This is a genomic window from Dryocola baronae, assembly GCF_051297175.1.
Classification (GTDB): domain Bacteria; phylum Pseudomonadota; class Gammaproteobacteria; order Enterobacterales; family Enterobacteriaceae; genus Dryocola.
The window spans coordinates 667,809-694,104 of the sequence record NZ_JBINNY010000001.1; the positions used below are offsets into that span (position 1 = coordinate 667,809).

At 58.9% G+C, this 26,296-nt stretch carries 21 protein-coding genes; 8 read left to right on the forward strand and 13 right to left on the reverse strand.

The annotated features are described in order from the left end of the window. Positions 1-153: 153 nt before the first annotated feature. The 3 genes from ACSPHG_RS03165 to pepA form a co-directional block, all read right to left on the reverse strand. Entirely contained in the window at positions 154-3,009 is a 2,856-nt protein-coding gene (locus ACSPHG_RS03165; RefSeq protein WP_435952077.1) for a valine--tRNA ligase, read from the reverse strand. Between the two features lie 6 nt (positions 3,010-3,015). Continuing rightward, positions 3,016-3,474 carry a DNA polymerase III subunit chi gene (locus ACSPHG_RS03170; protein ID WP_435952078.1) on the reverse strand — a complete coding sequence of 153 codons (459 nt, stop codon included), beginning with the start codon at positions 3,472-3,474 and terminating at the stop codon, positions 3,016-3,018. Positions 3,475-3,608: 134 nt separating this feature from the next. After that, positions 3,609-5,120, reverse strand: a complete 1,512-nt coding sequence (gene pepA / locus ACSPHG_RS03175) for a leucyl aminopeptidase (RefSeq protein ID WP_435952079.1) — start codon at positions 5,118-5,120, stop codon at positions 3,609-3,611. A gap of 277 nt (positions 5,121-5,397) precedes the next feature. Here pepA and lptF point away from each other — a divergent pair, with 277 nt between their 5' ends. Continuing rightward, positions 5,398-6,498: an LPS export ABC transporter permease LptF gene (gene lptF / locus ACSPHG_RS03180; RefSeq protein ID WP_435952080.1), complete on the forward strand. Its 1,101-nt coding sequence runs from the start codon at positions 5,398-5,400 to the stop codon at positions 6,496-6,498. Beyond that, a complete protein-coding gene (lptG, locus tag ACSPHG_RS03185; RefSeq protein ID WP_435952081.1) occupies positions 6,499-7,578 on the forward strand; it encodes an LPS export ABC transporter permease LptG in 1,080 nt (359 codons plus the stop codon). A gap of 232 nt (positions 7,579-7,810) precedes the next feature. Here the strand turns inward: lptG and lsrK are convergent, their stop codons facing one another. Both lsrK and lsrR read right to left on the reverse strand, forming a co-directional pair. Continuing rightward, positions 7,811-9,403, reverse strand: coding sequence for an autoinducer-2 kinase (gene lsrK, locus ACSPHG_RS03190; RefSeq protein WP_435952082.1), 1,593 nt, complete (start codon positions 9,401-9,403; stop codon positions 7,811-7,813). A 26-nt stretch (positions 9,404-9,429) separates the two neighbouring features. Then, positions 9,430-10,398: a transcriptional regulator LsrR gene (gene lsrR / locus ACSPHG_RS03195; RefSeq protein ID WP_435952084.1), complete on the reverse strand. Its 969-nt coding sequence runs from the start codon at positions 10,396-10,398 to the stop codon at positions 9,430-9,432. A gap of 213 nt (positions 10,399-10,611) precedes the next feature. Between lsrR and lsrA the strand changes: the two genes are divergently transcribed. The 6 genes from lsrA to lsrG are packed head-to-tail and all read left to right on the forward strand — an operon-like array spanning position 10,612 to position 16,358. Further along, positions 10,612-12,111 (forward strand): autoinducer 2 ABC transporter ATP-binding protein LsrA, encoded by a 1,500-nt coding sequence (gene lsrA, locus ACSPHG_RS03200; protein WP_435952086.1) that lies wholly within the window; start codon positions 10,612-10,614, stop codon positions 12,109-12,111. Continuing rightward, entirely contained in the window at positions 12,108-13,139 is a 1,032-nt protein-coding gene (gene lsrC, locus ACSPHG_RS03205; RefSeq protein WP_435952087.1) for an autoinducer 2 ABC transporter permease LsrC, read from the forward strand. Before lsrA ends, lsrC begins: the two co-directional genes overlap by 4 nt. Beyond that, complete coding sequence (gene lsrD / locus ACSPHG_RS03210; protein ID WP_435952089.1) at positions 13,140-14,144, forward strand: autoinducer 2 ABC transporter permease LsrD; 1,005 nt, start codon at positions 13,140-13,142, stop codon at positions 14,142-14,144. It begins immediately after the preceding gene. A 2-nt stretch (positions 14,145-14,146) separates the two neighbouring features. After that, the gene (gene lsrB / locus ACSPHG_RS03215; RefSeq protein WP_435952091.1) at positions 14,147-15,166 is read left to right on the forward strand and encodes an autoinducer 2 ABC transporter substrate-binding protein LsrB; all 1,020 of its coding nucleotides are present in this window, start codon (positions 14,147-14,149) and stop codon (positions 15,164-15,166) included. An 11-nt stretch (positions 15,167-15,177) separates the two neighbouring features. Then, the gene (gene lsrF, locus ACSPHG_RS03220) at positions 15,178-16,068 is read left to right on the forward strand and encodes a 3-hydroxy-5-phosphonooxypentane-2,4-dione thiolase (RefSeq protein WP_435952093.1); all 891 of its coding nucleotides are present in this window, start codon (positions 15,178-15,180) and stop codon (positions 16,066-16,068) included. Beyond that, complete coding sequence (lsrG, locus tag ACSPHG_RS03225; protein WP_435952095.1) at positions 16,065-16,358, forward strand: (4S)-4-hydroxy-5-phosphonooxypentane-2,3-dione isomerase; 294 nt, start codon at positions 16,065-16,067, stop codon at positions 16,356-16,358. Before lsrF ends, lsrG begins: the two co-directional genes overlap by 4 nt. 213 nt (positions 16,359-16,571) lie before the next feature. Here the strand turns inward: lsrG and ACSPHG_RS03230 are convergent, their stop codons facing one another. The 8 genes from ACSPHG_RS03230 to proP all read right to left on the reverse strand — a co-directional run bounded on the left by ACSPHG_RS03230 (position 16,572) and on the right by proP (position 26,059). After that, a complete protein-coding gene (locus ACSPHG_RS03230; protein WP_435952096.1) occupies positions 16,572-17,540 on the reverse strand; it encodes a WaaS/CpsH family glycosyltransferase in 969 nt (322 codons plus the stop codon). Positions 17,541-17,649: 109 nt separating this feature from the next. Continuing rightward, positions 17,650-19,047 carry a putrescine aminotransferase gene (gene ygjG / locus ACSPHG_RS03235; RefSeq protein ID WP_435952097.1) on the reverse strand — a complete coding sequence of 466 codons (1,398 nt, stop codon included), beginning with the start codon at positions 19,045-19,047 and terminating at the stop codon, positions 17,650-17,652. 226 nt (positions 19,048-19,273) lie between these two features. Next, a complete protein-coding gene (locus tag ACSPHG_RS03240; RefSeq protein ID WP_435952099.1) occupies positions 19,274-20,005 on the reverse strand; it encodes an ABC transporter ATP-binding protein in 732 nt (243 codons plus the stop codon). Then, complete coding sequence (locus tag ACSPHG_RS03245; protein ID WP_435952100.1) at positions 19,992-20,828, reverse strand: ABC transporter ATP-binding protein; 837 nt, start codon at positions 20,826-20,828, stop codon at positions 19,992-19,994. Before ACSPHG_RS03245 ends, ACSPHG_RS03240 begins: the two co-directional genes overlap by 14 nt. Beyond that, positions 20,821-21,654 (reverse strand): ABC transporter permease, encoded by an 834-nt coding sequence (locus ACSPHG_RS03250; RefSeq protein WP_435952101.1) that lies wholly within the window; start codon positions 21,652-21,654, stop codon positions 20,821-20,823. Before ACSPHG_RS03250 ends, ACSPHG_RS03245 begins: the two co-directional genes overlap by 8 nt. Further along, a complete protein-coding gene (locus tag ACSPHG_RS03255) occupies positions 21,654-22,688 on the reverse strand; it encodes an ABC transporter permease (RefSeq protein ID WP_435952102.1) in 1,035 nt (344 codons plus the stop codon). Before ACSPHG_RS03255 ends, ACSPHG_RS03250 begins: the two co-directional genes overlap by 1 nt. A gap of 109 nt (positions 22,689-22,797) precedes the next feature. Further along, a complete protein-coding gene (locus ACSPHG_RS03260; RefSeq protein WP_435952103.1) occupies positions 22,798-24,366 on the reverse strand; it encodes an ABC transporter substrate-binding protein in 1,569 nt (522 codons plus the stop codon). Between the two features lie 187 nt (positions 24,367-24,553). Next, positions 24,554-26,059: a glycine betaine/L-proline transporter ProP gene (gene proP / locus ACSPHG_RS03265; protein WP_435952104.1), complete on the reverse strand. Its 1,506-nt coding sequence runs from the start codon at positions 26,057-26,059 to the stop codon at positions 24,554-24,556. Positions 26,060-26,296 lie beyond the last annotated feature (237 nt).

Consider the following 26,296-nt stretch of genomic DNA (forward strand, 5'->3'; position numbering starts at 1 on the left):
TATAGGGGATGGTGAAGTATTCGCGCCACCCGGTACGGCCATTTTAAATTATGTGGCGGATGGCACTTCGTTTATCTGCCCTACAAATTTCAGCGTGACAAATAAAAAAGGCCGGGAAATCACCCGGCCTTTTACGCTTAAGCAGTCAATTGATTACAGCGCGGCGATAACGCCCTGCTGCTCAATCAGCTTGGCTTTCGCATCGGCGAAGCCCTCCAGACGCTCGCGCTCTTTGGCGACCACGTCCGCTGGCGCACGCGCCACAAAGCCTTCGTTGGACAGCTTGCCTTCGATTTTGCCAATCTCGATGTCGATTTTGGCAACTTCTTTAGCCAGACGCTCAATTTCCGCTTCTTTGTCTACCAGGCCCGCCATTGGGATTAGCAGCTCTGCGCCGTCGATAATTTTGGTCACGGAAACCGGACCTTTATCGTCGCCTGCCAGCAGGGTGATGCTTTCGAGGCGCGCCAGGTTTTGCAGGAAGGTGCGGTTTTCGCTGACGCGTCGTACCGCTTCTTCGGTACAGCCGCGCAGCAGCACGTCCAGGCGTTTGCTCGGCGCGATGTTCATTTCAGCACGAATGTTACGCACGGCTGTAATCACATCTTTTAGCCACTCGGTGTCGGCAAACGCCGCTTCATCAACCTGAGACGCATCATAAGCCGGGAATTCCTGCAGCATGATGGTATCGGCGGTAATGCCTTTGAAGACCTTCACGCGCTGCCAGATGGTTTCGGTGATGAATGGAATGATTGGGTGCGCGAGGCGCAGCAAACCTTCCAGCACGTTGATAAGCGTATTGCGCGTGCCGCGCAGTTCCGCCTCGGAGCCGCTGTTCATCACCGGCTTGGTCAGCTCAAGATACCAGTCGCAGAACTGGTTCCAGGTGAATTCATACAGAATGTTGGCAGCGATATCAAAGCGATAGCTGTCCAGCGCTTCACGGTACGCCTTCACGGTGCGGTTGAATTCCGCCAGAATCCAGCGGTCAGCCAGCGACAGAACCTTCTCGCCGCCGTCAAAGCCGCAGTCCTGATCTTCGGTATTCATCAGCACGAAACGACTGGCGTTCCACAGCTTGTTACAGAAGTTGCGATAGCCTTCCAGGCGCTTCATATCCCAGTTGATATCGCGACCGGTTGAAGCCAACGCGGCAAGGGTAAAGCGCAGCGCATCGGTGCCGTGCGGCTCAATGCCGTTCGGGAACTGCTTCTCGGTGCGCTTGCGGATTTTCTCGGCCAGCTGCGGCTGCATCATGTTGCCGGTGCGCTTCTCGAGCAGATCTTCCAGGGAAATGCCGTCGACCATATCCAGCGGATCGATAACGTTGCCCTTGGACTTGGACATCTTCTGCCCTTCGTCGTCGCGGATAAGGCCGGTCATGTAGACGGTCTTAAACGGAACCTGCGGCTTGCCGTCTTCGTCCTTGATGAAATGCATGGTCAGCATGATCATGCGCGCAATCCAGAAGAAGATGATGTCGAAGCCGCTGACCATTACGCTTGTCGGGTGGAAGGTGCGCAGCGCTTCGGTGTTCTCAGGCCAGCCTAAAGTGGAGAACGTCCACAGGCCGGAGGAGAACCAGGTGTCGAGCACGTCTTCGTCCTGGTTCAGCGCAACGTCTGCACCCAGGTTGTTTTCAGCGCGGACTTCCGCTTCATTGCGGCCAACGTAAACGTTGCCTTCGGCATCGTACCAGGCCGGGATGCGGTGACCCCACCACAGCTGACGGGAGATACACCAGTCCTGAATATCGCGCATCCAGGAGAAGTACATGTTTTCGTACTGCTTCGGCACGAACTGGATTTCGCCTTGCTCAACCGCTTCAACGGCAACTTTCGCCAGCGGGGCGGTGCGCACGTACCACTGGTCGGTCAGCATCGGTTCGATAACTACGCCGCCACGGTCGCCGTAAGGAACGGTCAGATCGTGGGGTTTGATTTCGTCGAGCAGGCCCAGTTCGTCGAACTTAGCGACAACGGCTTTACGCGCGGCAAAGCGTTCCAGCTTCTGGAACTCGGCCGGGATATCGCTGCTGTAAACGGTAGATTCTTCGCCGTTGGTATCAAATACTTCTGCGCTCTCGCGGATATCGCCGTCGAAGGTCAGAATGTTGATCATTGGCAGAGCGTGACGGCGGCCAACTTCATAGTCGTTGAAGTCGTGCGCCGGGGTGATTTTCACGCAGCCGGTGCCTTTTTCCATGTCGGCGTGTTCATCGCCAACGATCGGAATGCGGCGGTTAACCAGCGGCAGCACCACGAATTTGCCGATCAAATCCTTGTAACGCGGATCTTCAGGGTTAACGGCCACGCCGGTATCACCGAGTACGGTTTCTGGACGGGTAGTTGCGACAACCAGGTAATCCAGGCCATCGGCAGTTTTCGCGCCGTCGGCCAGCGGATAGCGCAGGTGCCACATGGAGCCTTTAGACTCGCGGTTTTCTACTTCCAGGTCGGAAATAGCGGTGCGCAGTTTCGGGTCCCAGTTTACCAGGCGCTTGCCGCGATAAATCAGGTCTTCTTTGTACAGGCGGACGAACACTTCTTTCACCGCGTTGGACAGGCCTTCGTCCATGGTGAAACGTTCGCGCTCCCAGTCTACCGAGTTGCCGAGACGACGCATCTGACGGGTGATGGTGCCACCAGACTCCGCCTTCCACTGCCAGATTTTGTCGATAAAGGCATCACGGCCGTAGTCGTGGCGTGTTTTACCTTCTTCGGCGGCAATTTTGCGCTCGACGACCATCTGGGTCGCGATGCCGGCGTGGTCAGTCCCCGCCTGCCACAGGGTATTTTTACCCTGCATGCGCTGGTAGCGAATCATGGTGTCCATGATCGTCTGCTGGAAGGCGTGACCCATATGCAAGCTGCCGGTGACGTTCGGCGGTGGGATCATGATGCAGAAGCTTTCCTGGCTGGTGTCGCCATTTGGCTTAAAGTAGCCCTGCTGTTCCCAGTGCTCGTAAAGCGGCTGTTCGATATCTTGCGGGTTATATGTCTTTTCCATTGTCTGCTATGTCGTTCCCGGCGGGGTATGAGTCGCCGTAGTCAAGTGGAAACCAGCAACGCGGTACGCTTTGTAGCGCTCGCGGGCCAGTTGTTTTTGAGTGTCTTCGTAAGGTACGAAGTCTATCACTTCATGGAAAGCGGTGGCAAAATCTGCGAAGTGCGGCAGCAGGCTTATCAGCACGTCGCGCGGCGAGCTGCCGCGACGCTGAGGCCAGGCCAGTTCGACAGGGGCACCGTAACGCGGCCCTTCACCGGCGAGATTGTGCGGCACAAAGGCGTGGGCATCTCGCTGCCACAGCGCTTCATCCAGACGGATGGCCTGTTGTTCATCAACACAAGCAATGAGCAGGCGCTTGCCCGCCCGAAAACTTTCTGCCGCCAGTTCACAGACCAACGCTTCAACGGCATTCAGCTCGCCCGCGGGCGTGTCGTTGTCGAGAAGGTAGAACGTCGCGTTTTTCATTTTACTCGCATCTTCTGAATCATTGAGGGGCGTTTGTCGGGTGGCGCGATGCTTACCCGACCTACGGAACCCAGCGATTTGTAGGGCGGATAAACGACGTGCCATCCGCCGGATACGGGGCAGATGGCACAGGTTTATTCTTCGCCATTAAACCCGGAACGGTTCAACAGGAACTGCGACAGCAGCGCCACAGGGCGGCCGGTCGCGCCTTTTGCTTTACCTGAACGCCAGGCGGTACCTGCGATGTCCAGGTGCGCCCAGTTGTACTTACGGGTAAAGCGTGACAGGAAGCAGGCTGCGGTAATCGCGCCGCCTGGGCGGCCACCGATGTTTGCCATATCGGCAAAGTTGGAGTCCAGCTGATCCTGATACTCGTCGCCCATCGGCAGACGCCACGCGCGGTCGCCCGCCTGTTCAGACGCGCCGATAAGCTCGTGCGCCAGCGGATTGTGGTTGGACATCAGGCCGGTGATGTGATGGCCCAGGGCAATCACGCACGCACCGGTCAGCGTCGCCACGTCGATAACCACTTCCGGCTCGAAGCGCTCAACGTAGGTCAGCACGTCGCACAGCACCAGGCGGCCTTCCGCATCGGTATTCAGCACTTCTACGGTCTGCCCGGACATGGTGGTCAGTACGTCGCCTGGACGATAGGCGCGGCCACCCGGCATGTTCTCACAGCCCGCCAGCACGCCGATAACGTTAATCGGCAGGTTGAGTTCGGCAACCATGCGCATCACGCCGTAAACGGACGCCGCGCCGCACATGTCGTACTTCATCTCGTCCATGCCTTCGGCAGGCTTGATGGAGATACCGCCGGAGTCGAAGGTCAGGCCTTTGCCGACCAGCACGATGGGGCGTGCGTCCGGCGCATCGTTGCCTTTGTATTCGATAACGGACATCAGCGATTCGTTCTGGGAGCCGTCGCCTACCGCGAGGTAAGAATGCATGCCCAGCTCTTTCATCTGCTGTTCGCCGATCACGCGGGTCACCACGTTTTTGCTGTAGGAATCAGCCAGCTGGCGCGCCTGAGAAGCCAGATAGGCGGCGTTACAGATGTTAGGCGGCATGTTGCCAAGGTCTTTTGCCGCTTTGATACCGGCGGCAATGGCCAGCCCGTGCTGGATGGCGCGTTCGCCGCTGGTGAGCTCGCGACGCGTTGGTACATTGAAGACCATTTTACGCAGCGGGCGGCGCGGCTCGCTTTTGTTGGTTTTCAACTGGTCGAAGCAGTAAAGCGACTCTTTTGCGGTTTCCACCGCCTGGCGCACTTTCCAGTAGGTATTGCGACCTTTTACGTGCAGTTCGGTTAGAAAACAAACGGCTTCCATTGAGCCAGTATCATTCAGGGTATTAATGGTTTTCTGAATAACTTGTTTATACTGACGCTCATCCAGCTCGCGCTCTTTGCCACACCCAATCAGCAGAATACGCTCGGAAAGCACATTCGGAACGTGGTGAAGCAATAAAGTCTGACCTGGTTTCCCCTCAAGCTCACCGCGGCGCAGAAGCGCGCTGATGTAGCCATCGCTGATTTTATCGAGTTGTTCGGCGACCGGGGACAGGCGACGCGGTTCAAAGACTCCCACAACGATGCAGGCACTACGCTGTTTCTCGGGGCTACCGCTTTTTACACTGAACTCCATGCACTACGCTCCTGAATCTTAAAGACAACGGCGGTGGCTACAGCTAGAATTGCAAGCTCTCGTAACTCAGGTCCGCGGTTGCGATGACTTCGTGTTAATCTTAACGAATGTATTGTTACGGTTTCGGCAACGTCAGTTAAAACATCCTGGGGCATCACTTCGCCGGGTAAGTTTAATCTTAGCGATGTTTTCGACGACTCAAGAGAATAAATGACGTATAAGCGATGAAACAAGCGATTTTCCTGCAAAAAGACTCGTTTTCACAGGCGTACTTAATGTGATTATCATAAGATATCTGGTTCGGGAGACGCTCAAAAGCCAACTTGCGATCCTCTTCATCCTCCTTCTGATCTTCTTTTGTCAGAAGCTGGTCAGGATTCTTGGTGCGGCGGTTGACGGCGACATCCCAACAAATCTCGTACTTTCTCTTTTAGGATTGGGTGTGCCGGAAATGGCCCAGCTGATTCTGCCACTCAGCCTGTTTTTAGGGCTTTTGATGACGCTTGGTCGGCTTTACACCGAAAGCGAAATCACGGTAATGCATGCCTGTGGTCTGAGTAAAGCCGTGCTGGTCAAAGCCGCGATGATCCTCGCACTCTTTACCGGCGTGGTGGCGATGGTCAACGTAATGTGGATGGGGCCGTGGTCCTCGCGCCACCAGGATGAAGTGCTTGCTGACGCCAAAGCGAACCCCGGCATGGCTGCACTCGCGCAGGGCCAGTTCCAGCAGGCGACCGACGGCAATTCCGTGCTCTTTATTGAAAGCGTGAATGGCTCGAACTTCAAAGATGTCTTCCTCGCGCAGATACGTCCGAAAGGCAACGCGCGTCCTTCCGTGGTGGTTGCCGATTCCGGCCACCTTTCCCAGCGCGCCGACGGCTCGCAGGTTGTGACGCTCAATACCGGCACCCGTTTTGAAGGCACCGCGCTGCTGCGCGACTTCCGCATCACCGATTTCCAGGACTATCAGGCGATTGTCGGCCACCAGACGATAGCCCTCGACCCGGACGATGCCAGCCAGATGGATATGCGTACCCTGTGGAACAACGACAAGCCGAACGCTCGCGCCGAACTGCACTGGCGCATCACGCTGGTGCTCACGGTGTTTATCATGGCGCTGATGGTCGTGCCGCTGAGCGTGGTGAACCCGCGTCAGGGCCGCGTGCTGTCGATGCTACCGGCCATGCTGCTCTACCTGGTCTTCTTCCTGCTTCAGACATCGCTTAAGTCGAACGGGGCAAAAGGCAAAATCGATCCGATGATTTGGATGTGGCTGGTGAACCTGATTTACCTCGGTATCGCGCTGCTGCTCAACGTCTGGGATACGGTTCCGATGCGCCATTTCCGCGCGCGCTTCAGCAAAAAAGGAGCGGCATAAATGTTTGGCGTTCTCGACCGTTATATCGGTAAAACCATATTCACCACCATCATGATGACGCTGTTCATGCTGGTGTCGCTGTCGGGCATTATAAAATTTGTCGATCAGCTAAAAAAGGCCGGCCAGGGCGATTACTCCGCCATGGGCGCAGGCATCTACACCATTCTGAGCGTGCCGAAAGACATCCAGATCTTCTTCCCGATGGCGGCGCTGCTGGGCGCACTGCTTGGTTTGGGGATGCTGGCGCAGCGCAGCGAGCTGGTGGTGATGCAGGCTTCCGGGTTTACCCGCATGCAAATCGCGCTTTCCGTTATGAAAACGGCGATTCCTCTGGTGCTGCTGACCATGGCGATCGGCGAGTGGGTTGCCCCGCAGGGCGAGCAGATGGCGCGTAACTACCGTGCGCAGATGATGCTTGGCGGCTCGCTGCTCTCCACGCAGAACGGCCTGTGGGCCAAAGACGGCCACGATTTTATCTATATCGAACGCGTGAAGGGCGATACGGAGCTGGCTGGCGTCAGCATCTATACCTTCAATAACGAACGCCGCCTGCAGTCCGTGCGTTCCGCAACTGCGGCTACCTACGATGTCGATCACAAGCTGTGGCGGCTGTCGCAGGTTGATGAATCCAACCTGACCGACCCGAAACAAATTACCGGCTCGCAGACCGTCAGCGGCGAATGGAAAACCAACCTCACGCCGGATAAGCTCGGCGTAGTCGCGCTGGACCCGGACGCGCTGTCGATTAGCGGTCTGCACAACTACGTGAAGTACCTAAAGGCGAGCGGCCAGGATGCGGGGCGTTACCAGCTCAACATGTGGAGCAAAATCTTTGCGCCGCTGTCCGTGGCGGTCATGATGCTGATGGCGCTGTCGTTTATCTTCGGCCCGCTGCGCAGCGTGCCGATGGGCGTGCGCGTGGTTACCGGCATCAGCTTCGGCTTTGTGTTCTACGTGCTCGACCAGATCTTTGGCCCGCTAAGCCTGGTGTACAACATCCCGCCGATCGTCGGCGCGCTGTTGCCAAGCGCCAGCTTCTTCCTGATAAGCCTCTGGCTGATGATGAAGCGTTCGGGCTAATTTGCGATAAAGAGTCGGGTGGCGCGATGCTTACCCGACCGACAATTTCCAGCTCGTACGTAGGTCGGGTAAGGCGTAAGCCGCCACCCGACTTTCCCCACCCGACATACTGCTCACTACGTAGGTCGGGTAAGGCGTAAGCCACCACCCGACGTTCCCCACCTGACAATGCGGTGGATGGCGCTATCGCTTATCCACCCTACATCCACTCATTTTTAGTTCCCCCTCTCCCTCAGGGAGTTGGCCCGGTCGAGGGTTGTTTTACCAACCCCGGCGCCTGCCACATCGACGTCGTTAACCCGCTGTCGACCAGCGTCAGCTGATCCGCATACACCTTCATCCACTTGCGCTTCATCTCGTCATACAGCTCGCGGTGCGCCAGGTTTGGCGTGAACTCCCGCTGCCATTTCACCAGCCTTTCGCCGGTATCCGCCATATCGTTAAACAGCCCCGCGCCGACGCCTGCGGCAATCGCGCAGCCCAGCGCCGTCGCTTCTTTCACCACCGGCACGCGCACCGGCAGGCCGGTCACGTCGCTTAAAATTTGGCTCCACAGCGCGCCCTTCGAGCCGCCGCCCGCAAAGACCAGCGACTCAAACTCCACGCCGGAGAAGCCGGAAATCTGCTCTAAATTGCACGCCGAAACGATAGCCGCATTCTCCTCGAGCGCGCGGAACAGCGTCGGCTTGTTGCACTTTTCAGGGTCGATTGACAGGTTAATAAACGACGGCGCGGCGTGGTACCACTGCTTAAAGTGCATCGCGTCGGAGAAGATGGGCATCACGCCGTGGGAGCCGGCCGGCACTCGCGCCGCCATCTCTTCGAGCAGCGCGTAGGTGTCCACGCCCAGCCGCTCGGCGAGCAGCTTTTCCTCGGCGCAGAAGGCGTCGCGGAACCAGCGCATCGTCAGGCCGGTAAAGAAGCTGATCGACTCCGCCTGCACCATATTGCCGATAACGTGCGGGTTAATGCGGATGTTCATGTCCGGGTCGGTTTTGATGGCGGGGAGATTCACCACCTGCTGCCAGAAGGTGCCGCCGAGCACCGCCGTTTGCCCGGCGCGCACCACGCCAAGCCCCAGGCAGCCCAGCTGCACGTCGCCGCCGCCCATCACAACCGGCGTTCCCGGCAGCAGCCCGCTCTGCGCGGCCGCCGCCTGCGTTACGCCGCCGAGCACCGTACCGGTTTCTTTTACCGGCGAGAGGATATCCGCCCGTAGCCCCGCCATATCCAGCAGCGCGGGCCGCCAGTCGCGGGTGGCGAGATCCAGCATGCCGGTCGTGCCCGCGTTTGACGGGTCGACCGCCAGCTCGCCGCTGAGCTTCGCCGCCAGCCAGTCGCTGATCATGGTGATGGTCGCCGCCTGGCGATAAATATCCGGGCGATGGTGCGCAAGCCATAGCAGGCGCGGCATGGCGCTCAGCGCCAGCGTCTGCCCGGAAACGTGGTACACCTCGGATTCGAACTGAAAATCGTGGATCTCTTTAAGTTCGCTCACCTCGCGGCTGGCGCGGGCGTCGACGTTGGCGCACGCCCAGATGGGGTCGCCGTTGCGGTCGTAAAGCACGATGCCTTCACGCATCGAACAGCAGGAAATCGCGCTGATTGCGCCGGGGGGAAGGTGCGCCTTTTGCAGCGCTTCGCGAATGCACCGGCAGGCGAGCTGCCAGTTGGTATCAAGGTCAAACTCCATCGAACCGGGCACGTCCGCCACGCTCAGGTGCTTCCATTCGGCCTGGCCGACGGCAATCTGGTGGCCCGAAGTATCGAAGATAACGGCGCGGATACTGCCGGTTCCGGCATCCAAAGCTAACAGGTAACTCATAATTAACCCCTGCACAGGCGCAGGGGTTAATCAGCCAAAGCCAACACCGCCCGCGCAGTTTCTTCTTCCGTCACCAGGCCATTGATGCGGCGGCCTTTCAGTGCGGCATAAATTGCGTCCGCTTTATCCTCACCGCCCGCCACGCCGACAATCGTCGGCAGCTGCGAAAGGTCATCAAGCGTCACGCCCAGCAACTCGCGGTGGATTTCCATCCCGTCCACCAGTTCACCATTGGCCTGCAGGAAATAGCCGAGGATATCGCCGACCGCCCCTTTGCGGGCGTACATCAGCTGTTCCCCCTCGCTGATATAGCCGGAGCGCAGAATCGTGGCGTCGCGCTTCTGGTTTATCGCGCCGATGCCGACAACGGCGACGTCCGCCGCCGAAGCGGCAAGAATCACATCCCGCACGCTCGACTCCATTCGTAAAATCTCCGCCACCTGCGGTGACGAAACGCGCAGCGGGGCGGGGATAATGCTGACGCTACAGGCCGCGTCGAGCTGGCCGATGCCGGTCATATACGGCCCTACGCCGCCGGACAGCGTCACCAGGCGAATCTGCTGCGAACCGATAAAGCCGCTCAAATGTTGTAAGCAGCTCATGGTGGTTTCACCGAAGCCGATCGCCAGCAGCTGCCCCGGTTCGAGGACGCCCATCAGCGACTGCGCCGCACCGATGCCCAGGCGCGTGCTCATCGACGGCGTATTTTGCGCGGGCAGCACGCGGGCAATCTTCAGGTTAAAGCGTTGGGCAAGCTCGGTTTCCAGCGCCAGGCAGCCTTCGAAACGCGAGTTAATCTGCACGCGGATCACGCCGGACTGGCGACCTTTTTCCAGCAGCCGGGATATCTTGAGGCGCGGCAAACCGAGGCGCTCGCCGATATCGTTCTGCGTTAATCCATCGTGGTAGTAAGACCACGCCACCCGCGCCAGCAGCTCTTCCTCCGCCATCGGCAGGCTGCCGAACCGTCCTTCTTCCGCTCGTTTATCGCTCATAGATGAACTCTTATTCAAATTTAGATCATATGTTCGAGGTTGCCGGATGAGAAAATGTGAAGCGCCCGGCAAAAAGATCATTTAGTGATGCACAGGGTTTAGCCGATCTATTTAAAAAAATTGTGATCCGCGCCCGGTTGTAAATATATATCGGCGTCTACGCTTTTGAACATTATTAATGCAATTTCTCTTTTGTTCAATTGTGGAGTGAAGATGCCCAAACCTAACGCCGTACTTGAAGCCTGCCGCATCAGCAAAGGGTTCGCGGGCGTGAGCGTCCTCAAAGACATTGATTTTGCTCTCTATCCCGGGCAGGTACACGCATTGCTCGGCGGTAACGGGGCGGGGAAGTCGACGTTAATGAAGATCATTGCCGGGGTTGAAACCCCGGACGCCGGTGAACTCAAGGTGCACGGCAAATCGTTTGGGCGGCTGACGCCGGGCCAGGCGCACGAACAGGGCATCTATCTTGTGCCGCAGGAACCGATGTTATTCCCCAACCTCACCGTGCGCGAAAATATCCTTTTCCGGCTGCCGCGCGCGGCGGACGCCGATTCCCGCCTTGCAGAGAAAATGCGCCAGCTTGAATGTCAGATCCCGCTTTCGGCGGCGGCCAGCACGCTGGAAGTTGCCGATCAGCAAATGGTGGAAATCCTGCGCGGGTTAATGCGCGAGGCGAGGATCCTGATCCTCGACGAGCCTACCGCATCCCTGACGCCGGGCGAAACCGAACGCCTTTTTCGCCAGATCCGCGCCCTCCAGGATCTCGGCGTCGGCATCGTTTTTATCTCCCACAAGCTGCCGGAGATCCGCAGGCTCGCCAGCCATATTTCGGTGATGCGCGACGGTGCGGTGGTGCTGCACGGCGAAACCGCGCGGCTGCTGGACGAACGGCTGATCGATGCCATGACGCCGATTAACCGCCAGCACAGGCTCAGCGACACGCAGAAGCTATGGCTGGCGCTGCCGGGCAACCGCCGCACCGAGCCGCAGGATTTCCCGGTGCTGCGCGTGGCGGAGCTGACCGGCGAAGGCTTTCTCGATCTGAGCTTCGAGGTGTACGCCGGGGAAATCGTCGGCCTGGCGGGCCTGGTGGGTTCGGGCCGCACCGAGCTTGCCGAAACGCTATACGGCCTGCGCCCGGTGCGCGGCGGGCAGATCTTCCTTGAAAATCGGGAAATCAGCGGCGATCGCACAAAGTCCCGGCTAGATCGCGGGCTTATTTACCTGCCGGAAGACAGGCAGGTATCGGGGCTTTTTCTGGATGCGCCGATCCGCTGGAACACAGTGGCGCTGAACGAGCCGAGCCTGTGGCAGCAGGGCAAGCGCGAAGCGGCGGTGGTGGAACGCTATCACCGGGCGCTGGGCATCAGGCTCAATAGCGCCGAGCAAACGGTCAGAACGCTTTCCGGCGGCAACCAGCAGAAGGTGCTGCTGGCGCGCTGCCTGGAGGCCAATCCGCTGTTGCTTATCGTCGATGAACCGACGCGCGGCGTGGACGTGGCCGCGCGGGCGGATATCTACCAGCTGATAAAAAGCGTCGCCGCGCAGAACGTGGCGGTGCTGATGATCTCCTCCGATCTGGACGAGTTTGTCGGCCTTGCGGATCGCGTGCTGGTGATGCATCAGGGCGCGATGAACGGTGAGCTGCGCAGGCCGTCTATCAGCGTCGATCGCATGATGAGCATGGCGTTTGGCGGAGGCAAAGTATGAGAAAGCTGCTTAAAAACCGCGAGCTGAGCGCGCTGCTTGCCATTCTTGCCCTGTTCGCCGTGCTGGTGGCGCTCAACCACGGCTCCTTCAGCCTGCAAACGCTGGGCATGATCTTTACCAGCGCGCAGATCCCGATCCTGCTCGCGGTCGGGGCTACCCTGGTGATGCTGACGCGCAACATCGACGTGTCGGTCGGATCGACCGTTGGCCTGTGCGCCATTGCCGTCGGCGTGGCGCTGAACGGCGGCTACAGCCTGCCGGTGGCGATGCTTTTCGCGCTGGCGATCGGCGCGGCGGCGGGGTTTTTCAACGGCGTGCTGGTCGTCTGGCTGCGCATACCGGCGATTGTCGCCACTTTGGGCACGCTCGGGCTGTATCGCGGCGGCATGCTGCTGTGGACCGGCGGAAAGTGGATTGAAGGGCTGCCCGCCAGCCTGAAAGCCCTCTCCGAACCCGTCGCGCTGGGGGTTTCGCCGCTCGGCTTCCTGGTGCTCGCGCTGGTTGCCGTTGCCGCGTGGCTGCTGGCAAGAACGGCATTCGGGCGGGATTTTTACGCCGTCGGGGATAACCTCGCCGCCGCCCGCCAGCTCGGCGTCGCCGTTAACCGTACCCGGCTGCTGGCCTTCACCTTCAACGGCCTGCTGGCGGCGCTCGCCGGTATCGTCTTCGCATCACAAATCGGCTTCGTGCCCAACCAGACCGGCAGCGGGCTGGAGATGAAGGCCATCGCCGCCTGCGTGCTCGGCGGCATCTCCCTGCTCGGCGGCACGGGCACGGTGATTGGCGCCTTCCTCGGCGCGTTCTTCCTCACGCAGATTGACACCGTGCTGGTGCTGTTCAAGCTCCCGGCCTGGTGGAATGACTTTATTGCCGGGATGGTTTTGCTGGGCGTGCTGGTGCTCGACGGGCGGCTGCGCCAGGCGCTGGACCGCCACCAGCGGGCGCAGAAATATAGCCGTTTTGTTCCCCCTCTGCCGGGCGCGAAAAACGTCCGCGCCTTTCCCCGCAAGAAGAAGGACGTGGCATAGATGAAAAGGCTAAAGCTTAACTGGGAAGGGGCGCTGCTGCTGATACTGGTGGCGGAGATCCTGCTGTTTGGCGCCGTGAACCCGCGCATGCTGGACGTCAACATGCTGCTGTTTAGCACCAGCGATTTTATCTGCATCGGCATCGTGGCCCTGCCGCTTACGCTGGTGATTATCAGCGGCGGCATCGACATATCGCTGGGGTCAACCATCGGCCTGTGCGCCATCGCGCTGGGCGTGATGCTTAACGCCGGGCTGCCCGTTGCGCTTGCGGTTGTCCTCACGCTCGCGGTCGGCCTGCTGTGCGGCCTGTTCAACGCGGCGCTGATTCACTACACCGGCATCAGCCCGCTGGTCATCACGCTCGGCACGCTTTACCTGTTTGGCGGCGCGGCACTGCTGCTTTCCGGCTTGGCGGGTGCGACCGGCTACGAAGGCATCGGCGGCTTCCCGGACGCCTTCACAGGCTTTGCCAACCTGACCGTGTTCGGCCTGCCGATCCCGCTGGTGATGTTCGCGGTTATCACGCTGCTGTTCTGGCTGCTGACGCACCGCGCCCGCTTTGGCCGCCACGTCTTTTTGATTGGGCAAAACCCGCGCGCGGCGCGCTATGCGGCGCTGCCGGTAAACGGCTCGCTGTATGGCGTCTACGGCCTGGTCGGGCTTGCCTCGGCGATTGCCGCCATCGTGCTGGTTTCCTACTTCGGCTCGGCGCGTTCGGATTTAGGGCGCGACCTGCTGATGCCCGCGCTCACCGCCGCCGTGCTGGGCGGAGCCAATATCTACGGCGGCTCGGGGTCGATTTTAGGCACCGCGCTGGCGGCGCTGTTGGTGGGGTATCTGCAACAGGGTTTACAGATGGTTGGCGTGCCAAATCAGGTGTCGAGCGCGCTTTCCGGCGCGCTATTGATTGTGGTGGTCATTGGTCGTTCGGTGAGCCTGCATCGCGAAACGCTGATGGCGGCCTGGCGTCGCCTGCGCGGTCACAAAAAACTAACGGGAGTTTGATTATGAAGCAGACAGCAAAACGCGCGCTGCAGCTCAGCGCGCTCGCCCTGGCCTTTGGCGTCGTCAGCGCCCAGGCCGCCGACCGTATCGCCTTTATTCCCAAGCTGGTCGGCGTGGGCTTCTTTACCAGCGGCGGCAACGGCGCGATGCAGGCGGGGAAAGACCTCGGCGTGCCGGTAACCTACGACGGGCCAACCGAGCCGAGCGTTTCCGGCCAGGTGCAGCTCATCAATAACTTTGTGAATCAGGGCTACAACGCGATTATCGTTTCGGCGGTGTCGCCTGACGGCCTGTGTCCGGCCCTGAAGCGCGCCATGCAGCGCGGGGTAAAAGTGCTGACGTGGGATTCCGATACCAAACCGGAATGCCGCAGCATCTACATCAACCAGGGCACGCCGCAGCAGCTCGGCGGCATGCTGGTCGATATGGCGGCTAAACAGGTCACCAAACCCGCCGCTAAAGTTGCCTTCTTCTATTCCAGCCCTACGGTCACCGACCAGAATCAGTGGGTGAAAGAGGCGAAGGCCAAAATCGAAAAGGATCATCCGCAGTGGCAGGTGGTCACCACGCAGTTTGGCTATAACGACGCGACGAAATCGCTGCAAACCGCAGAAGGGATCTTAAAAGCCTACCCGGATCTGGACGCGATAATCGCCCCGGACGCCAACGCGCTGCCCGCTGCCGCACAGGCCGCCGAAAACCTCAAGCGTACCAACGTTGCTATCGTCGGTTTCAGCACTCCGAACGTGATGCGCCCCTACGTTGAACGCGGCACCGTGAAGGCCTTCGGGCTGTGGGACGTGGTGCAGCAGGGGGAAATTGCGGTGAACGTCGCAAATACGATGCTGAAAAAGGGCGATCTTAACGTCGGCGACAGCGTAGAGGTGGCGAAAATCGGCACGCTGAAGGTCGAGCCTAACAGCGTGCAGGGCTACCAGTACGAGGCGAAGGGCAACGGCATCGTGCTGCTGCCGGAGCGCGTGGTGTTCACGAAAGAAAACATCGGTAAATACGACTTCTGAGGGAGGAGCAAATGGCAGATCTCGACGATATCAGAGAAGGAAAAGACTACGGCATAGGCCGCCCGCAGGAGAACAAAGCGTTTTACCTGAAGGGCAGCGGGGCGCTGGACTGGGGGATGCAGTCGCGGCTGGCGCGCATCTTCAACCCGGACACCGGGCGCACCGTAATGCTGGCTTTCGACCACGGCTATTTTCAGGGGCCAACCACCGGGCTTGAGCGCATCGATTTGTCCATCGCGCCGCTGTTCGAAGAAACCGATGTGTTGATGTGTACCCGAGGCATTCTGCGCAGCGTGGTGCCGCCTGCGACCAATAAACCCGTGGTGCTGCGCGCTTCGGGCGGTAACTCGATACTCAGCGAGCTGTCGCGGGAAAGCGTGGCGGTGACGATGGAGGATGCGCTACGGCTCAACGCCTGCGCGGTGGCGGCGCAGATTTACATCGGCAGCGAGTACGAGCACCAGTCGATCAACAACATCATCAGGCTGGTGGACGAAGGGACGCGCTACGGCATTCCAACGCTTGCCGTGACCGGCGTTGGCAAAGAGATGGCCCGCGATGCCCGCTACTTCTCGCTTGCCAGCCGCATCGCCGCAGAAATCGGCGCGCAGTTTGTGAAAACCTATTTCGTGGAGGAGGGCTTCGAGAAGGTGGCGGCGAGCTGCCCGGTGCCGATTGTTATCGCCGGGGGCAAAAAGCTGCCCGAGCAGGAGGCGCTTGAGATGTGCTTCCGGGCTATCGACCAGGGCGCGTCCGGCGTCGACATGGGGCGCAACATCTTCCAGTCCGAAGCGCCGCTGGCGATGCTCAAAGCGGTAAAAAAAGTGGTGCATGAGAAGGCTTCCGCCCGCGAGGCGTACCAGTTCTGGCTGGATGAAAAACATCAGGGAGGCAAGGCATGAACGTCACGCTTGTGGAAATCAACATCAGGCCGGAAAGGGTGGACGAGTTTCTGGACGTGTTTCGCGCCAACCACGAAGGCTCGATAAAAGAGCCGGGCAACCTGCGTTTTGACGTGCTGCAGGACCCGGAAATCCCGACGAGGTTCTTTATCTACGAGGCGTATCAAAACGACGAGGCGGTGCTGGCGCACAAGAAAACCCCGCACTACCTGGCCTGCGTGGAGAAGCTCGACGAGATGATGTCCGAGCCGCGTAAGAAGCGGAGTTTCGTGGGGTTGTTGCCGGGTTAGTGGACTCTTTGTAGGTTGGATAAGGCGCACGCCGCCATCCAACGAATTGGCGGGTGGCGCTGCGCTTACCCGCCCTACGATAGAGTTGTAGGTTGGACAAGGCGCACGCCGCCATCCAACGAATTGGCGGGTGGCGCTGCGCTTACCCGCCCTACGATAGAGTTGTAGGTTGGATAAGGCGCACGCCGCCATCCAACATTCAAACTCACATCATCAAACGTGTTTTTTCAGGGTATCCAACATGCCGTCCGCGCTGTATTCCCGCCCCAGCTCAGAAACCTGCGGGGTCGGCATGTGCTGGAGGAATTGAGCCAGCTCCCGCTCGTTGCTGCCGTCATAAACGAAAAATTGGGTCGGGTGATAAAACTCATGCTCTTTGATCGCGGCATTATTGGTTATCAGCTGTTTATTAAAAACCAGCGCTTCTACCGCCCGTAGTGTTAGCCCGGCCTGATTAGGTTTATTGACCTCTAATACCAGCCGCGATGCCGTGAGTTTTTGAATATTTTCAGCATAGCTAAGCTTCTTATTTTTACAGTTTACGGGGTAATTTTGCTGATTATTATCTTTATCCACAAGATAAAAATCCGTTGCAATGCCGTTCTCGGTTAATAGCGGGGATAGGGCGTTGATGATATTGACGCGATGTTCATCGTAGCCGCCGACATAAAAACAGCTATTGTCCGCTTTCCGATGCTTATTATTGATATCGTTAATTTGCTGCCACGTAAAGGGTACAAACTGCTTTATATATTGCAGATTATATTTTTCGCTGTCCTGCGGGTCGAAGCTGAAAATAACGTCAAATATCGGTTTGACGGTGGCAATATAATCCTCGTTTTGGCCGAGATGGCCTAATTTTCTACGTTTAAACGTCAGGGCCGCAACGGAGTCACGCAGAATAAGTATCTTCTTGCAGGGCATCTCGCGCACCGCATCCAGGAAAGGAAATACGCTGTAGCCATTACAGATAACCACATCGTCTTTTTTAATCGCCGAGAATCGAATTGCGCAGTGCAGTTTTTTATGCAGCTTTTTTAATCGTTCGCCGGGCAGTAAATTATTGATGGACTTGAAGCGGCGCATGACGCGATTAATTTGGTAAACGGGATTTTCTTTTGCCAGTGAATCCAGCATCATTTTTTCAAAATCATTAACCCATTCCAGAAAGAAGAATCGCATAGACATCCGTGCCGTTAAGGTGAAATTTGGCTGTATTCTACAGAAGTACGCTGAAAATTAAAGCAGGGGCATAAACATCTTATTTATGCCCCTCTGTTTAAAGTCACGCTCATTCCTGTTCGGCTTCCAGTATTTCGCGCTGCGACGTATGCAGCCCCTGCAACGCCCTCCGCGCGCACCCCAGCACGTGCTCGCACTGCTCGATGGTGATGGTCAGCGGCGGCTCAACGCGGATGGTTTTCGAGTTATTGAGCGTCCCGGCGACCAAAACCTGCTGGCGGAACATCTCGCTGGCAAAGCTATAGCCGGTTTCGTTGTCGGTAAACTCAATGGCAATCAGCAGCCCCTGGCCTCGGGCTTCGACCACCAGCTCCGGGAACTCGCGGGCGAGCGCCTGGAAGCCATCCACCAAAAGCTGGCCTTTTTGCGCCGCCTGCGCGGGAAGGTTTTGCTCAAGCAGGACGTGGATGGTGGCGAGCGCCGCGGCGCAGGCCAGCGGGTTGCCGCCAAACGTGGTGGTGTGCAGGAAAGGATTATCAAACAGCACGGAGAACACTTCTTCCGTCGCAACCGTCGCGCCAATCGGCATCACGCCGCCGCCGAGCGCCTTGGCGAGGCACAGAATATCCGGCTGCACGTTTTCATGCTCGCAGGCGAACATTTTACCGGTGCGGCCCATGCCGGTTTGCACCTCGTCGAAGATCAGCAGCACGCCAAACTCGTCGCACAGCTTACGCACCAACGGCAGATAGCCCGCCGGAGGCAGGATCACGCCGCCTTCACCCTGGATAGGTTCCAGAATCAGGGCCGCCACATCGTCGCCGGTTTTGCGGCATTCGCTGAACATGGAGCGCAACGCGTCGATATTGCCGAACGGCACGTGGCGGAAGCCCGGCAGCAGCGGCATAAACGGCTTGCGAAATGCTGATTTTGCGGTGGCCGACAGCGCCCCGAGGGATTTACCGTGAAACGCGCCGCTGGCGGCGATAAAGGTAAATTTCCCGCGCGGTGACTGGTACGCCTTCGCGAGCTTAATCGCCGCTTCGACGGATTCCGTGCCGCTGTTGCTAAAGAAGCTGTATTTCAGTTTACCGGGAGTGAGGGTAGCAAGCGTTTTGGCAAGCATCGCCCGAAGCGGGTCGAGCAGTTCCTGACTGTGCAGGGGTTGTTTTTCTAACTGATGCTGTACGGCGGAAACCACTGTTGGATTACGGTGCCCCACGTTAAAAATGCCGAATCCGCCCAGGCAATCGAGGTACTCCTTACCCTGGGTGTCGACAAGCGTATTTAAACTGTTCGCTTGCCACTCTACGGCTCCGTAATCCCCGCCGGCGGTAACAGACTTGCGATACTCAAGAAAACCCGGATTGACATGCTGTTGGAAACTTTCGATAACCTCTCGGTTTAGTGCCTTCATCTCCTCGTGACTAAGGGACTTCTTTTCGATGATGTTCAGTGCATGCGCCGTGCAGGCAAGAGCCGAGGCGCTGGAAGGTAACCTGTTCAAAATATGCTCCTGGGAGTGGCGTATCACGCGATACACAAAATAAGTATTGCAGGGAACACGCCACTTCGCCGTCCATAAGCGAAATCAGGATAAACGCCAGGCGAAACGAGGAGTGCGCAATAAATAATCACATTGGATTACATTTTGCGCGGTTTAATGCTGGGGAAAAGGGGCACCGTTGCGGCATTCTGCGGATAGCTGCACCGCCGGGGTGCAGCCCGCACTTTTAGCGTGCGATATCCATTCTGTGCAGGCCGCGCACCAGGTCGGCACGGCGGTATTCCTGCTGAATAGCACCCTGCGACATAAACGCCGCGCGGTCAGACATATGGGCAATCACGTCGGCGTCGTGGCTGACCAGCAGGTAGGTCATGCCGAACTGCTGCTTCAGCCGGTTGAGCAGGTTGAGGATTTCCGCCTGCACCGACATATCCAGCGCGGAGGTTGGCTCGTCCAGCAGCAGAATCTTCGGGCGCAGCAGCAGCGCACGGGCGATGGCCACGCGCTGCCGCTGCCCGCCGGAAAGCTGGTGCGGATAGCGTTTCGCGGCGTCTGCCGCCAGGCCAACCTGCAATAACGCCTCTTCGACGCGGCCCGGAACAGCCCGCTTATCCTCGCCGTGAATCGCCAGCGGCTCGGCCAGCGTGCGGTACAGCGTGTGGTTAGGATGCAGCGACGCGTACGGGTCCTGAAACACCATCTGCACGTTGCGCCTGAGCGCGCCCTGAAAACGGCTGCCGGGCCTAACCGCACCGCCGAGCAGGTTAACCTCGCCCTGCCACTCCCGCTGAAGTCCGGCCAGCACCCGCAGGATGGTCGATTTCCCGCAGCCCGATGCGCCGATAAGGCTAAAGGTTTCGCCTTCGTTAATGTCGAAGCTCGCGCCGCTGACGGCGATTTTCGTCTGGCCTTTGGCGGAAAACTGCACGCCCAGGTTTTTTACTTCAACGATCGCCATGGGCCTCTCCCTGAAGGTTTTGAGTGCGGTCAAGCGTGGGCAGCATCATGCCGTAGGTCGCGGCGTTCGGACGGCAGGTCCACAGCGTGCGGGTGTAAGGATGCGTTGCGCTGGATAACGCGCTGGCGGCCATTTCGTCCACCTTCTGCCCCTGATACATCACCAGCACGCGGTGGCAGTGTTCCGCCACCAGCGGCAGGTCGTGGCTAATCAGCAGCATCGCCATCTGCCGCCGTTCGCACTGTTCAACCAGCAGTTCGAGGATCTGATTGCGCAGGCGAGCGTCGAGCGCGGAGGTCGGCTCGTCGGCGATCAGCACTTTGGGATTGTTGACCAGCGCGATGGCGATCATCACGCGCTGGCCCATGCCGCCGGAAAGTTCCGCCGGATAACGGCCCAGCACGCTGTCCTGTAGCCCCACCGAGTTAATCACTTCACGGACCCGCTCCCGACGTTGGCTGGTGGAAAGGTTCTGATGCAGGCGCAGCGCTTCGTCTATCTGCTGCGCCACGTTTTTCACCGGGTTCAGCGCGTAGCGCGGGTCCTGTAAAACCATCGCAATATCGTTCCCGCGCAGGCGCTGCCAGCCGCTGTTTTTCATGTGCAGCAGATCGTTGCCGAGCACGTTAAGCCGTCCGGCGCTCACTTTGCCCGGCCTGCGCACCAGCCCCATCAGCGCGCGGGCGGTCATCGACTTGCCGGACCCGGACTCGCCGACCAGCGCCAGGCGTTCGTTACCCAGCGTAAACGAGAGGTTGTCCACCACGCGCGCGCCGGGATAGTCGATGTTCAGCCCGGCAACTTCAATACGATTTTCAGTCATGTTCGTGCTCCAGCACGTCGCGTAATCCGTCGCCCAGCAGGTTAAACGCCAGGCTTGCGATGAGAATGGCTGTGCCGGGAACGGCGGCTATCCACCACTGGTCGAAAATGACCTGCATTCCATCGGCGATCATCGCCCCCCATTCCGCCATCGGCGGCCTTGCGCCGAGGCCCAGGAAACCAAGCCCGGCGGCGGCCAGAATAATGCCCGCCAGATCCAGCGCCAGGCGCACAATCGCCGACGGCAGGCACAGCGGCAGGATGTGCCCCGCCAGCAGGCGCAGGCCGCGAATGCCCATCATCTCGGCGGCGGCAAGATAGTCGCTGTGGCGCAGACGCTGGATTTCGCTGCGCGCCTGCCGCGCGTAGGCAGGCCAGGTTGTCAGCGCCAGCGCCAGCGCGCCGTTGACGAGGCCCGGGCCGAGCATCGCCACAAAGGCGAAGGCCAGAATCAGGCGCGGCATCGACATCACCACGTCGGTAAAGCGCATCAGCACGCGCTCCAGCCAGCCGCCGTAGTAGCCGGACAGAATGCCAATCAGCAGCCCAACCGGCAGGGTGATCGCCGTCACCAGCAGCACGAGGCCAAGGGCCGGGCGCGTGCCGTACAGCAGGCGCGACAGCAAATCGCGGCCGTAGCTGTCGGTGCCCAGCCAGTGCTGCGCGTTAGGGGCCTGCAGGCGCGCGGCGGCGTCCTGCCAGTTCGGATCGAACGGCGCGAGCAGCGGGGCGAAGAGGGCGATAAGCACCAGCAGCGCGATAATCGTCAGCCCGCAGACCGCCGCCGGAGAGCGCATCATGCGCCGCAAAAACACATAGGACGGCATCAGCGCACCCTCGGGTCGGTGACACGCACGAGCACGTCGGTCAGGTTATTGATAATCACGAACGACACGCCGATGAGCAGCGTGCCGCCCATAATCGCGGTGGTGTCCCCGGCGAACAGCGCGGTGGTCAGGTAGCGGCCAATGCCCGGCCAGGAGAAAACCGTTTCGGTCAGCACCGCGCCTTCCAGCATCGAGGTATAAGCAAGCGCGATAACCGTGAACAGCGTGCCGCGAATGTTTGGCAGCACGTGGCGCACCAGAATCGTCATTTCCCCGGCGCCTTTGGCGCGCGCGAGGGTGATGTACTCTTTGTTCATTTCGCTCAGGCAGGCGGTACGCGTGAGGCGCGTGATGCTGGCGAGCGAATAGTAGGCGAGCAGCAGCACCGGCAGGGCAAGATGGTTGATGGCGTTCAGGAAGGCGTCCCGGTCGCCCGAAAGCCAGGTGTCGATGAGCACGAACCCGGTTTTCGCCTCCACGCTGTACTGGTAGATATCGTCCAGCCGCCCCGGCCCCGCGCTCCACTGCAGGCGCGCGTAAAACAGCGCCAGCATCAGCAGGCCGAGCCAGAAAATCGGCACGGAGTTGCCGAGCAGCGTAAAGGTGCGCACGGCTAAATCCCACGGCGAACCCGCGAAGCGTGCACAAAGCACGCCGAAAATTATGCCCAGCACGCTGCCGATAATCAGCGCCAGGGTGGCAAGCTCAAGGGTCGCGGGGAAGGCTGAAAGCAAATCCCGCAGCACGGGCTGGCCGGTGGCGCTGGCGGTGCCTAAATCACCGTGGGCAAGCTGGGTAAGGTAATGCCAGAACTGCACGGGCAGCGGCCTGTCCAGCCCGAGCTGGTGGCGCACCTGGTCGTAGGTCGCCTGGCTTGCGTGGTCACCGACGATTTGCAGCACGCGGTCTACGGGGGAAAGTGCCGACAGCGCAAAGGTAATCAGCAGCAGGCCGACGAGCGTGAGCGCCAGGGTAAACAGGCCCTGGAAAAGGGTCAGCAGCGTGCGGCGTAAATGTGGCGAGGCGAGGGTCATTTTAACTCTTGGCATGAAAAAGTAGGGTGGATAAGCGTCAGCGCCATCCACCACAATATTATCGGCGGATGGCGCATTTGCTCACCCGCCCTACGCTATACGTGTGGGATTACTTACTCACTTTATCGTAATAAACCATGTCCGCATTCAGCCCCTGCTGGTAGCCCTTCACGTTGTCGCGCACCACGATTTGCGTTTTGCCCTGGTCGACAAACACGTACGGCGAGCTGCGCTGTAGCTCCTCCTGAATTATCTTGTACAGCTCGAGGCGTTTAGCCGGATCGGCTTCGGCTACGGCGGCCAGCGTCTGCTTGTTCAGCTCCGGGATCTGCCAGCCGTTGAGTCCCGCCACGGTGCTCGCCTTGCCGTCGTTAAACGCGAACGCGCTGGCGTTGGAGTGGGCGTCGAAATAGTCCGGGATCCACAGACGGATGGCGGCCTGATGCTGTTTGGCGCGCACGCGGGCGTAAACCTGGCTACCCGCCGCCGGCAGCAGGTCGATCTTCACGCCGCCCTGGGCGAAGCTCGCCTGCATGGACTGCGCGAGGGTGATAAACGGCGGCTTGTTTTCCACGTCCAGCGTGAAGTGCGCGTCTTTGATGCCCGCCCTGGCGAGGATCTCTTTCGCCTTCGCCGGGTCAAACTTGAACGGGTTGTTATCCAGCGCCCCGGCAAAGCCGACCGGCAGGAAGCTCTGGTGCACGAAATACTGGCCTTTCAGCAGGTCTTTGGTAATGCCTTCATAGTCGACCAGGTAGCGCGCCGCTTCCCACAGGGCCGGGTTTTTCAGCAGCGGGTTAGCGCCGTTGCCAACGTTGAACACCATATAGTTCTGCTCGGTGGACGGGATGCTCAGCACTTTTACGCCCGGTTTGCCTTCCAGCGCGCTGGTCTGATCCGCGCCCAGGTCGCGGGCGATGTCCGCGTCACCCTGCTGAATCAGCAGACGGCGGGCGGCCGGGTCGGGCACGTTTTTAATGATGATGTTTTTAACTTTAGGCGCGTCGCCCGGTGACGTTGGGTTGGCGTCTAAAACGATGGCCTGGTGCGGCTGGTAGACGCGCATTTTGAACGGGCCGCTGCCCGCCGAGTGCATTTTCAGCCACGCGTTGCCGAAGTCGCCCGCCTTCACGTTTGGCGTGACGGCCTTTTCATCGACGATAGAGGCAATCGGCGTGGAGAGAATATTCAGCGCTACCGCCGGGCTGACGTCCGCCGTCCAGTGCAGCTCAAGCGTGTGGTCATCCACCTTTTTAAGCTGGGACGCGATGTTGTCCGGCTGCCAGCCGAGGACGTTCAGGATAAACGCCGGGGACTTGTTGAGCGTGACCGCGCGGGTGTAGGAGAAAATCACGTCTTCCGGGCGCAGCGGGTTGCCGGAGGCAAATTTGGCGTCGGGGCGCAGCTTAATGGTCAGCTTTTTATTTGCCGCATCGCCCTGCCAGCTTTCGGCAAGCACGGGGATAACCTTCGCCGGGTCTTCTCGGTCGGCCTGCACCAGGCGCTGGTAGAGGCTTGGCACGGTCTGGATGCTGGAAAGCTCGTTCGCTTCCGCCGGGTCGAGGCTGACGATATCGTCCAGCCCCTGGGCTACGACTAACGTGTTGGGCGGAGTAGCCGCGGACGCGCCGGCCGATAACGCCGCCAGCAGCAGTAAAGGCAGTACTTTTCTTTGCATGAGTGCACCCTGCGTAAAAAGGAAGGTTAGTTTTTGGTTGTTATTTTGTGACCTGATTACGTTAGGTGAGATACGGCGTTTCGCAAAGTCCAAAACAGACTTTGCTTATAAATATAGGATATATCGAATGTCTTTATGGAATGAAAAAAGCCGGGCAGTTGCCCGGCTTGTTTGCAGCGATTAACCGTTACTCGTTGATGCGAGGGTGCTGATCCACCAGGTTAGAACGTTTGGCCTGCAGCGCTTCGATTTCACGATCGATATCTTCGATTTTCTGCTCGATATTATCGTGATGCTCCTGCACGATTTCGCGCGCTTCGGCAATATCGGACGCGGCAGGGGTTGCCCCTTTCAGCGGCTTGTTGGCGGTTTCTTTCATCGTCAGGCCGGTAATCAGGCCCAGCGCGGCGAACACCATCAGATAATACGCGGGCATCATCAGGTTTTCGGTGGACTCAACCAGCCAGGCGGCGATGGTTGGCGTCAGGCCAGCAACCAGTACCGAGATGTTAAAGGCACTCGCCAGCGCGCTGTAGCGGATGTGCGTTGGGAACATCGCCGGAAGCGTTGATGCCATTACGCCGATAAAGCAGTTGAGTATCACCGCCAGCAGCAGCAGACCGGCAAAAATCAGCCCCAGCACGTTGCTGTTAATCAGGACAAACGCCGGAATGGCGAAGATGATTAACCCAAGGCTACCGATGACGATAAACGGACGGCGGCCGAAGCGGTCGCTCAGCAGGCCGATAATCGGCTGCACGAACAGCATCCCGACCATGATAGCGATGATGATCAGCACTCCATGGCTTTCGGAATAGTGCAGGTTGTGCGACAAATAGCTCGGCATGTAGGTGAGCAGCATGTAGTAGGTCACGTTGGTCGAAACCACGATGCCGATACAGGTCAGCAGGCTGCGCCAGTGCTTGGTGGCAATCTCTTTAAAGGAGACTTTCGGGCCGTCGCTCAGGCCTTCTTTATCGCCCTGTTCCAGCTTCTCAACGTGCTGCTGGAAGGCAGGAGTTTCTTCCAGAGCATGACGCAGGTACAGGCCGATAATCCCTAACGGCAGCGCCAGGAAGAACGGCAGACGCCAGCCCCACTCAAGGAAGTTATCATCGCCGACGATGGCGGTGATCAGCACGACCACGCCCGCGCCGCAGACGAAGCCCGCAATGGAGCCGAAGTCGAGCCAGCTGCCCATAAAGCCGCGTTTACGGTCCGGGGAGTATTCCGCCACGAAGATGGATGCCCCGGTGTATTCGCCGCCGACCGAGAAGCCCTGCGCCATTTTGGCCAGTAACAGCAGGATTGGCGCCCAGATGCCGATCGTCTCGTAAGACGGGATCAGGCCAATACAGAAGGTACTGAGCGACATGATGATGATGGTCATCGACAGGATTTTCTGACGACCGTACTTATCGCCGAGCATGCCGAAGAACAGGCCACCAAGGGGACGAATCAGGAAGGGAACGGAGAAGGTACCGAGCGCGGCAATCATCTGTACGCTTGGGCTGGCATCCGGGAAGAAGACCTTACCGAGAGCAAAGGCGACGAAGCCGTAAACACCAAAGTCAAACCACTCCATTGCGTTCCCGAGTGAAGCTGCGGTAATCGCTTTTTTCAGGCGCGAATCGTCAATGATAGTGACATCACTGACCTTGATAGGCCTGACTTTCTTTTTCCTTTTTAACATTCTTATCCTCTTTATTTTCCTTGCGGGAGCAAAGCTGTCTCCCTTACCAAGTGTAGTGAGCCGATAAAGATTTGATGGCTAAAACTGCAGCACTTAGTCGTACTACGAAATCGCTATTAGTAACTACATGAAATTATTAGGGAATGTAGTCGAGCGAGGAAGCCATTATAAATGCTGTGGCTTATTTTAAAAGTGTGATCGTCGTCAAGTTTAACCGCTAAAGTAAATTTTTGCAGC

What these genes read in the sequence shown, in the direction of transcription:
- ACSPHG_RS03165 (WP_435952077.1), bottom strand. Translation starts at nt 3,009, where the DNA reads ATGGAAAAGACATATAACCCGCAAGATATCGAACAGCCGCTTTACGAG.
- ACSPHG_RS03170 (WP_435952078.1), bottom strand. Translation starts at nt 3,474, where the DNA reads ATGAAAAACGCGACGTTCTACCTTCTCGACAACGACACGCCCGCGGGC.
- pepA (WP_435952079.1), bottom strand. Translation starts at nt 5,120, where the DNA reads ATGGAGTTCAGTGTAAAAAGCGGTAGCCCCGAGAAACAGCGTAGTGCC.
- lptG (WP_435952081.1), top strand. Translation starts at nt 6,499, where the DNA reads ATGTTTGGCGTTCTCGACCGTTATATCGGTAAAACCATATTCACCACC.
- lsrK (WP_435952082.1), bottom strand. Translation starts at nt 9,403, where the DNA reads ATGAGTTACCTGTTAGCTTTGGATGCCGGAACCGGCAGTATCCGCGCC.
- lsrR (WP_435952084.1), bottom strand. Translation starts at nt 10,398, where the DNA reads ATGAGCGATAAACGAGCGGAAGAAGGACGGTTCGGCAGCCTGCCGATG.
- lsrA (WP_435952086.1), top strand. Translation starts at nt 10,612, where the DNA reads ATGCCCAAACCTAACGCCGTACTTGAAGCCTGCCGCATCAGCAAAGGG.
- lsrC (WP_435952087.1), top strand. Translation starts at nt 12,108, where the DNA reads ATGAGAAAGCTGCTTAAAAACCGCGAGCTGAGCGCGCTGCTTGCCATT.
- lsrD (WP_435952089.1), top strand. Translation starts at nt 13,140, where the DNA reads ATGAAAAGGCTAAAGCTTAACTGGGAAGGGGCGCTGCTGCTGATACTG.
- lsrB (WP_435952091.1), top strand. Translation starts at nt 14,147, where the DNA reads ATGAAGCAGACAGCAAAACGCGCGCTGCAGCTCAGCGCGCTCGCCCTG.
- lsrF (WP_435952093.1), top strand. Translation starts at nt 15,178, where the DNA reads ATGGCAGATCTCGACGATATCAGAGAAGGAAAAGACTACGGCATAGGC.
- lsrG (WP_435952095.1), top strand. Translation starts at nt 16,065, where the DNA reads ATGAACGTCACGCTTGTGGAAATCAACATCAGGCCGGAAAGGGTGGAC.
- ACSPHG_RS03230 (WP_435952096.1), bottom strand. Translation starts at nt 17,540, where the DNA reads ATGCGATTCTTCTTTCTGGAATGGGTTAATGATTTTGAAAAAATGATG.
- ACSPHG_RS03240 (WP_435952099.1), bottom strand. Translation starts at nt 20,005, where the DNA reads ATGGCGATCGTTGAAGTAAAAAACCTGGGCGTGCAGTTTTCCGCCAAA.
- ACSPHG_RS03245 (WP_435952100.1), bottom strand. Translation starts at nt 20,828, where the DNA reads ATGACTGAAAATCGTATTGAAGTTGCCGGGCTGAACATCGACTATCCC.
- ACSPHG_RS03250 (WP_435952101.1), bottom strand. Translation starts at nt 21,654, where the DNA reads ATGCCGTCCTATGTGTTTTTGCGGCGCATGATGCGCTCTCCGGCGGCG.
- ACSPHG_RS03255 (WP_435952102.1), bottom strand. Translation starts at nt 22,688, where the DNA reads ATGACCCTCGCCTCGCCACATTTACGCCGCACGCTGCTGACCCTTTTC.
- ACSPHG_RS03260 (WP_435952103.1), bottom strand. Translation starts at nt 24,366, where the DNA reads ATGCAAAGAAAAGTACTGCCTTTACTGCTGCTGGCGGCGTTATCGGCC.
- proP (WP_435952104.1), bottom strand. Translation starts at nt 26,059, where the DNA reads ATGTTAAAAAGGAAAAAGAAAGTCAGGCCTATCAAGGTCAGTGATGTC.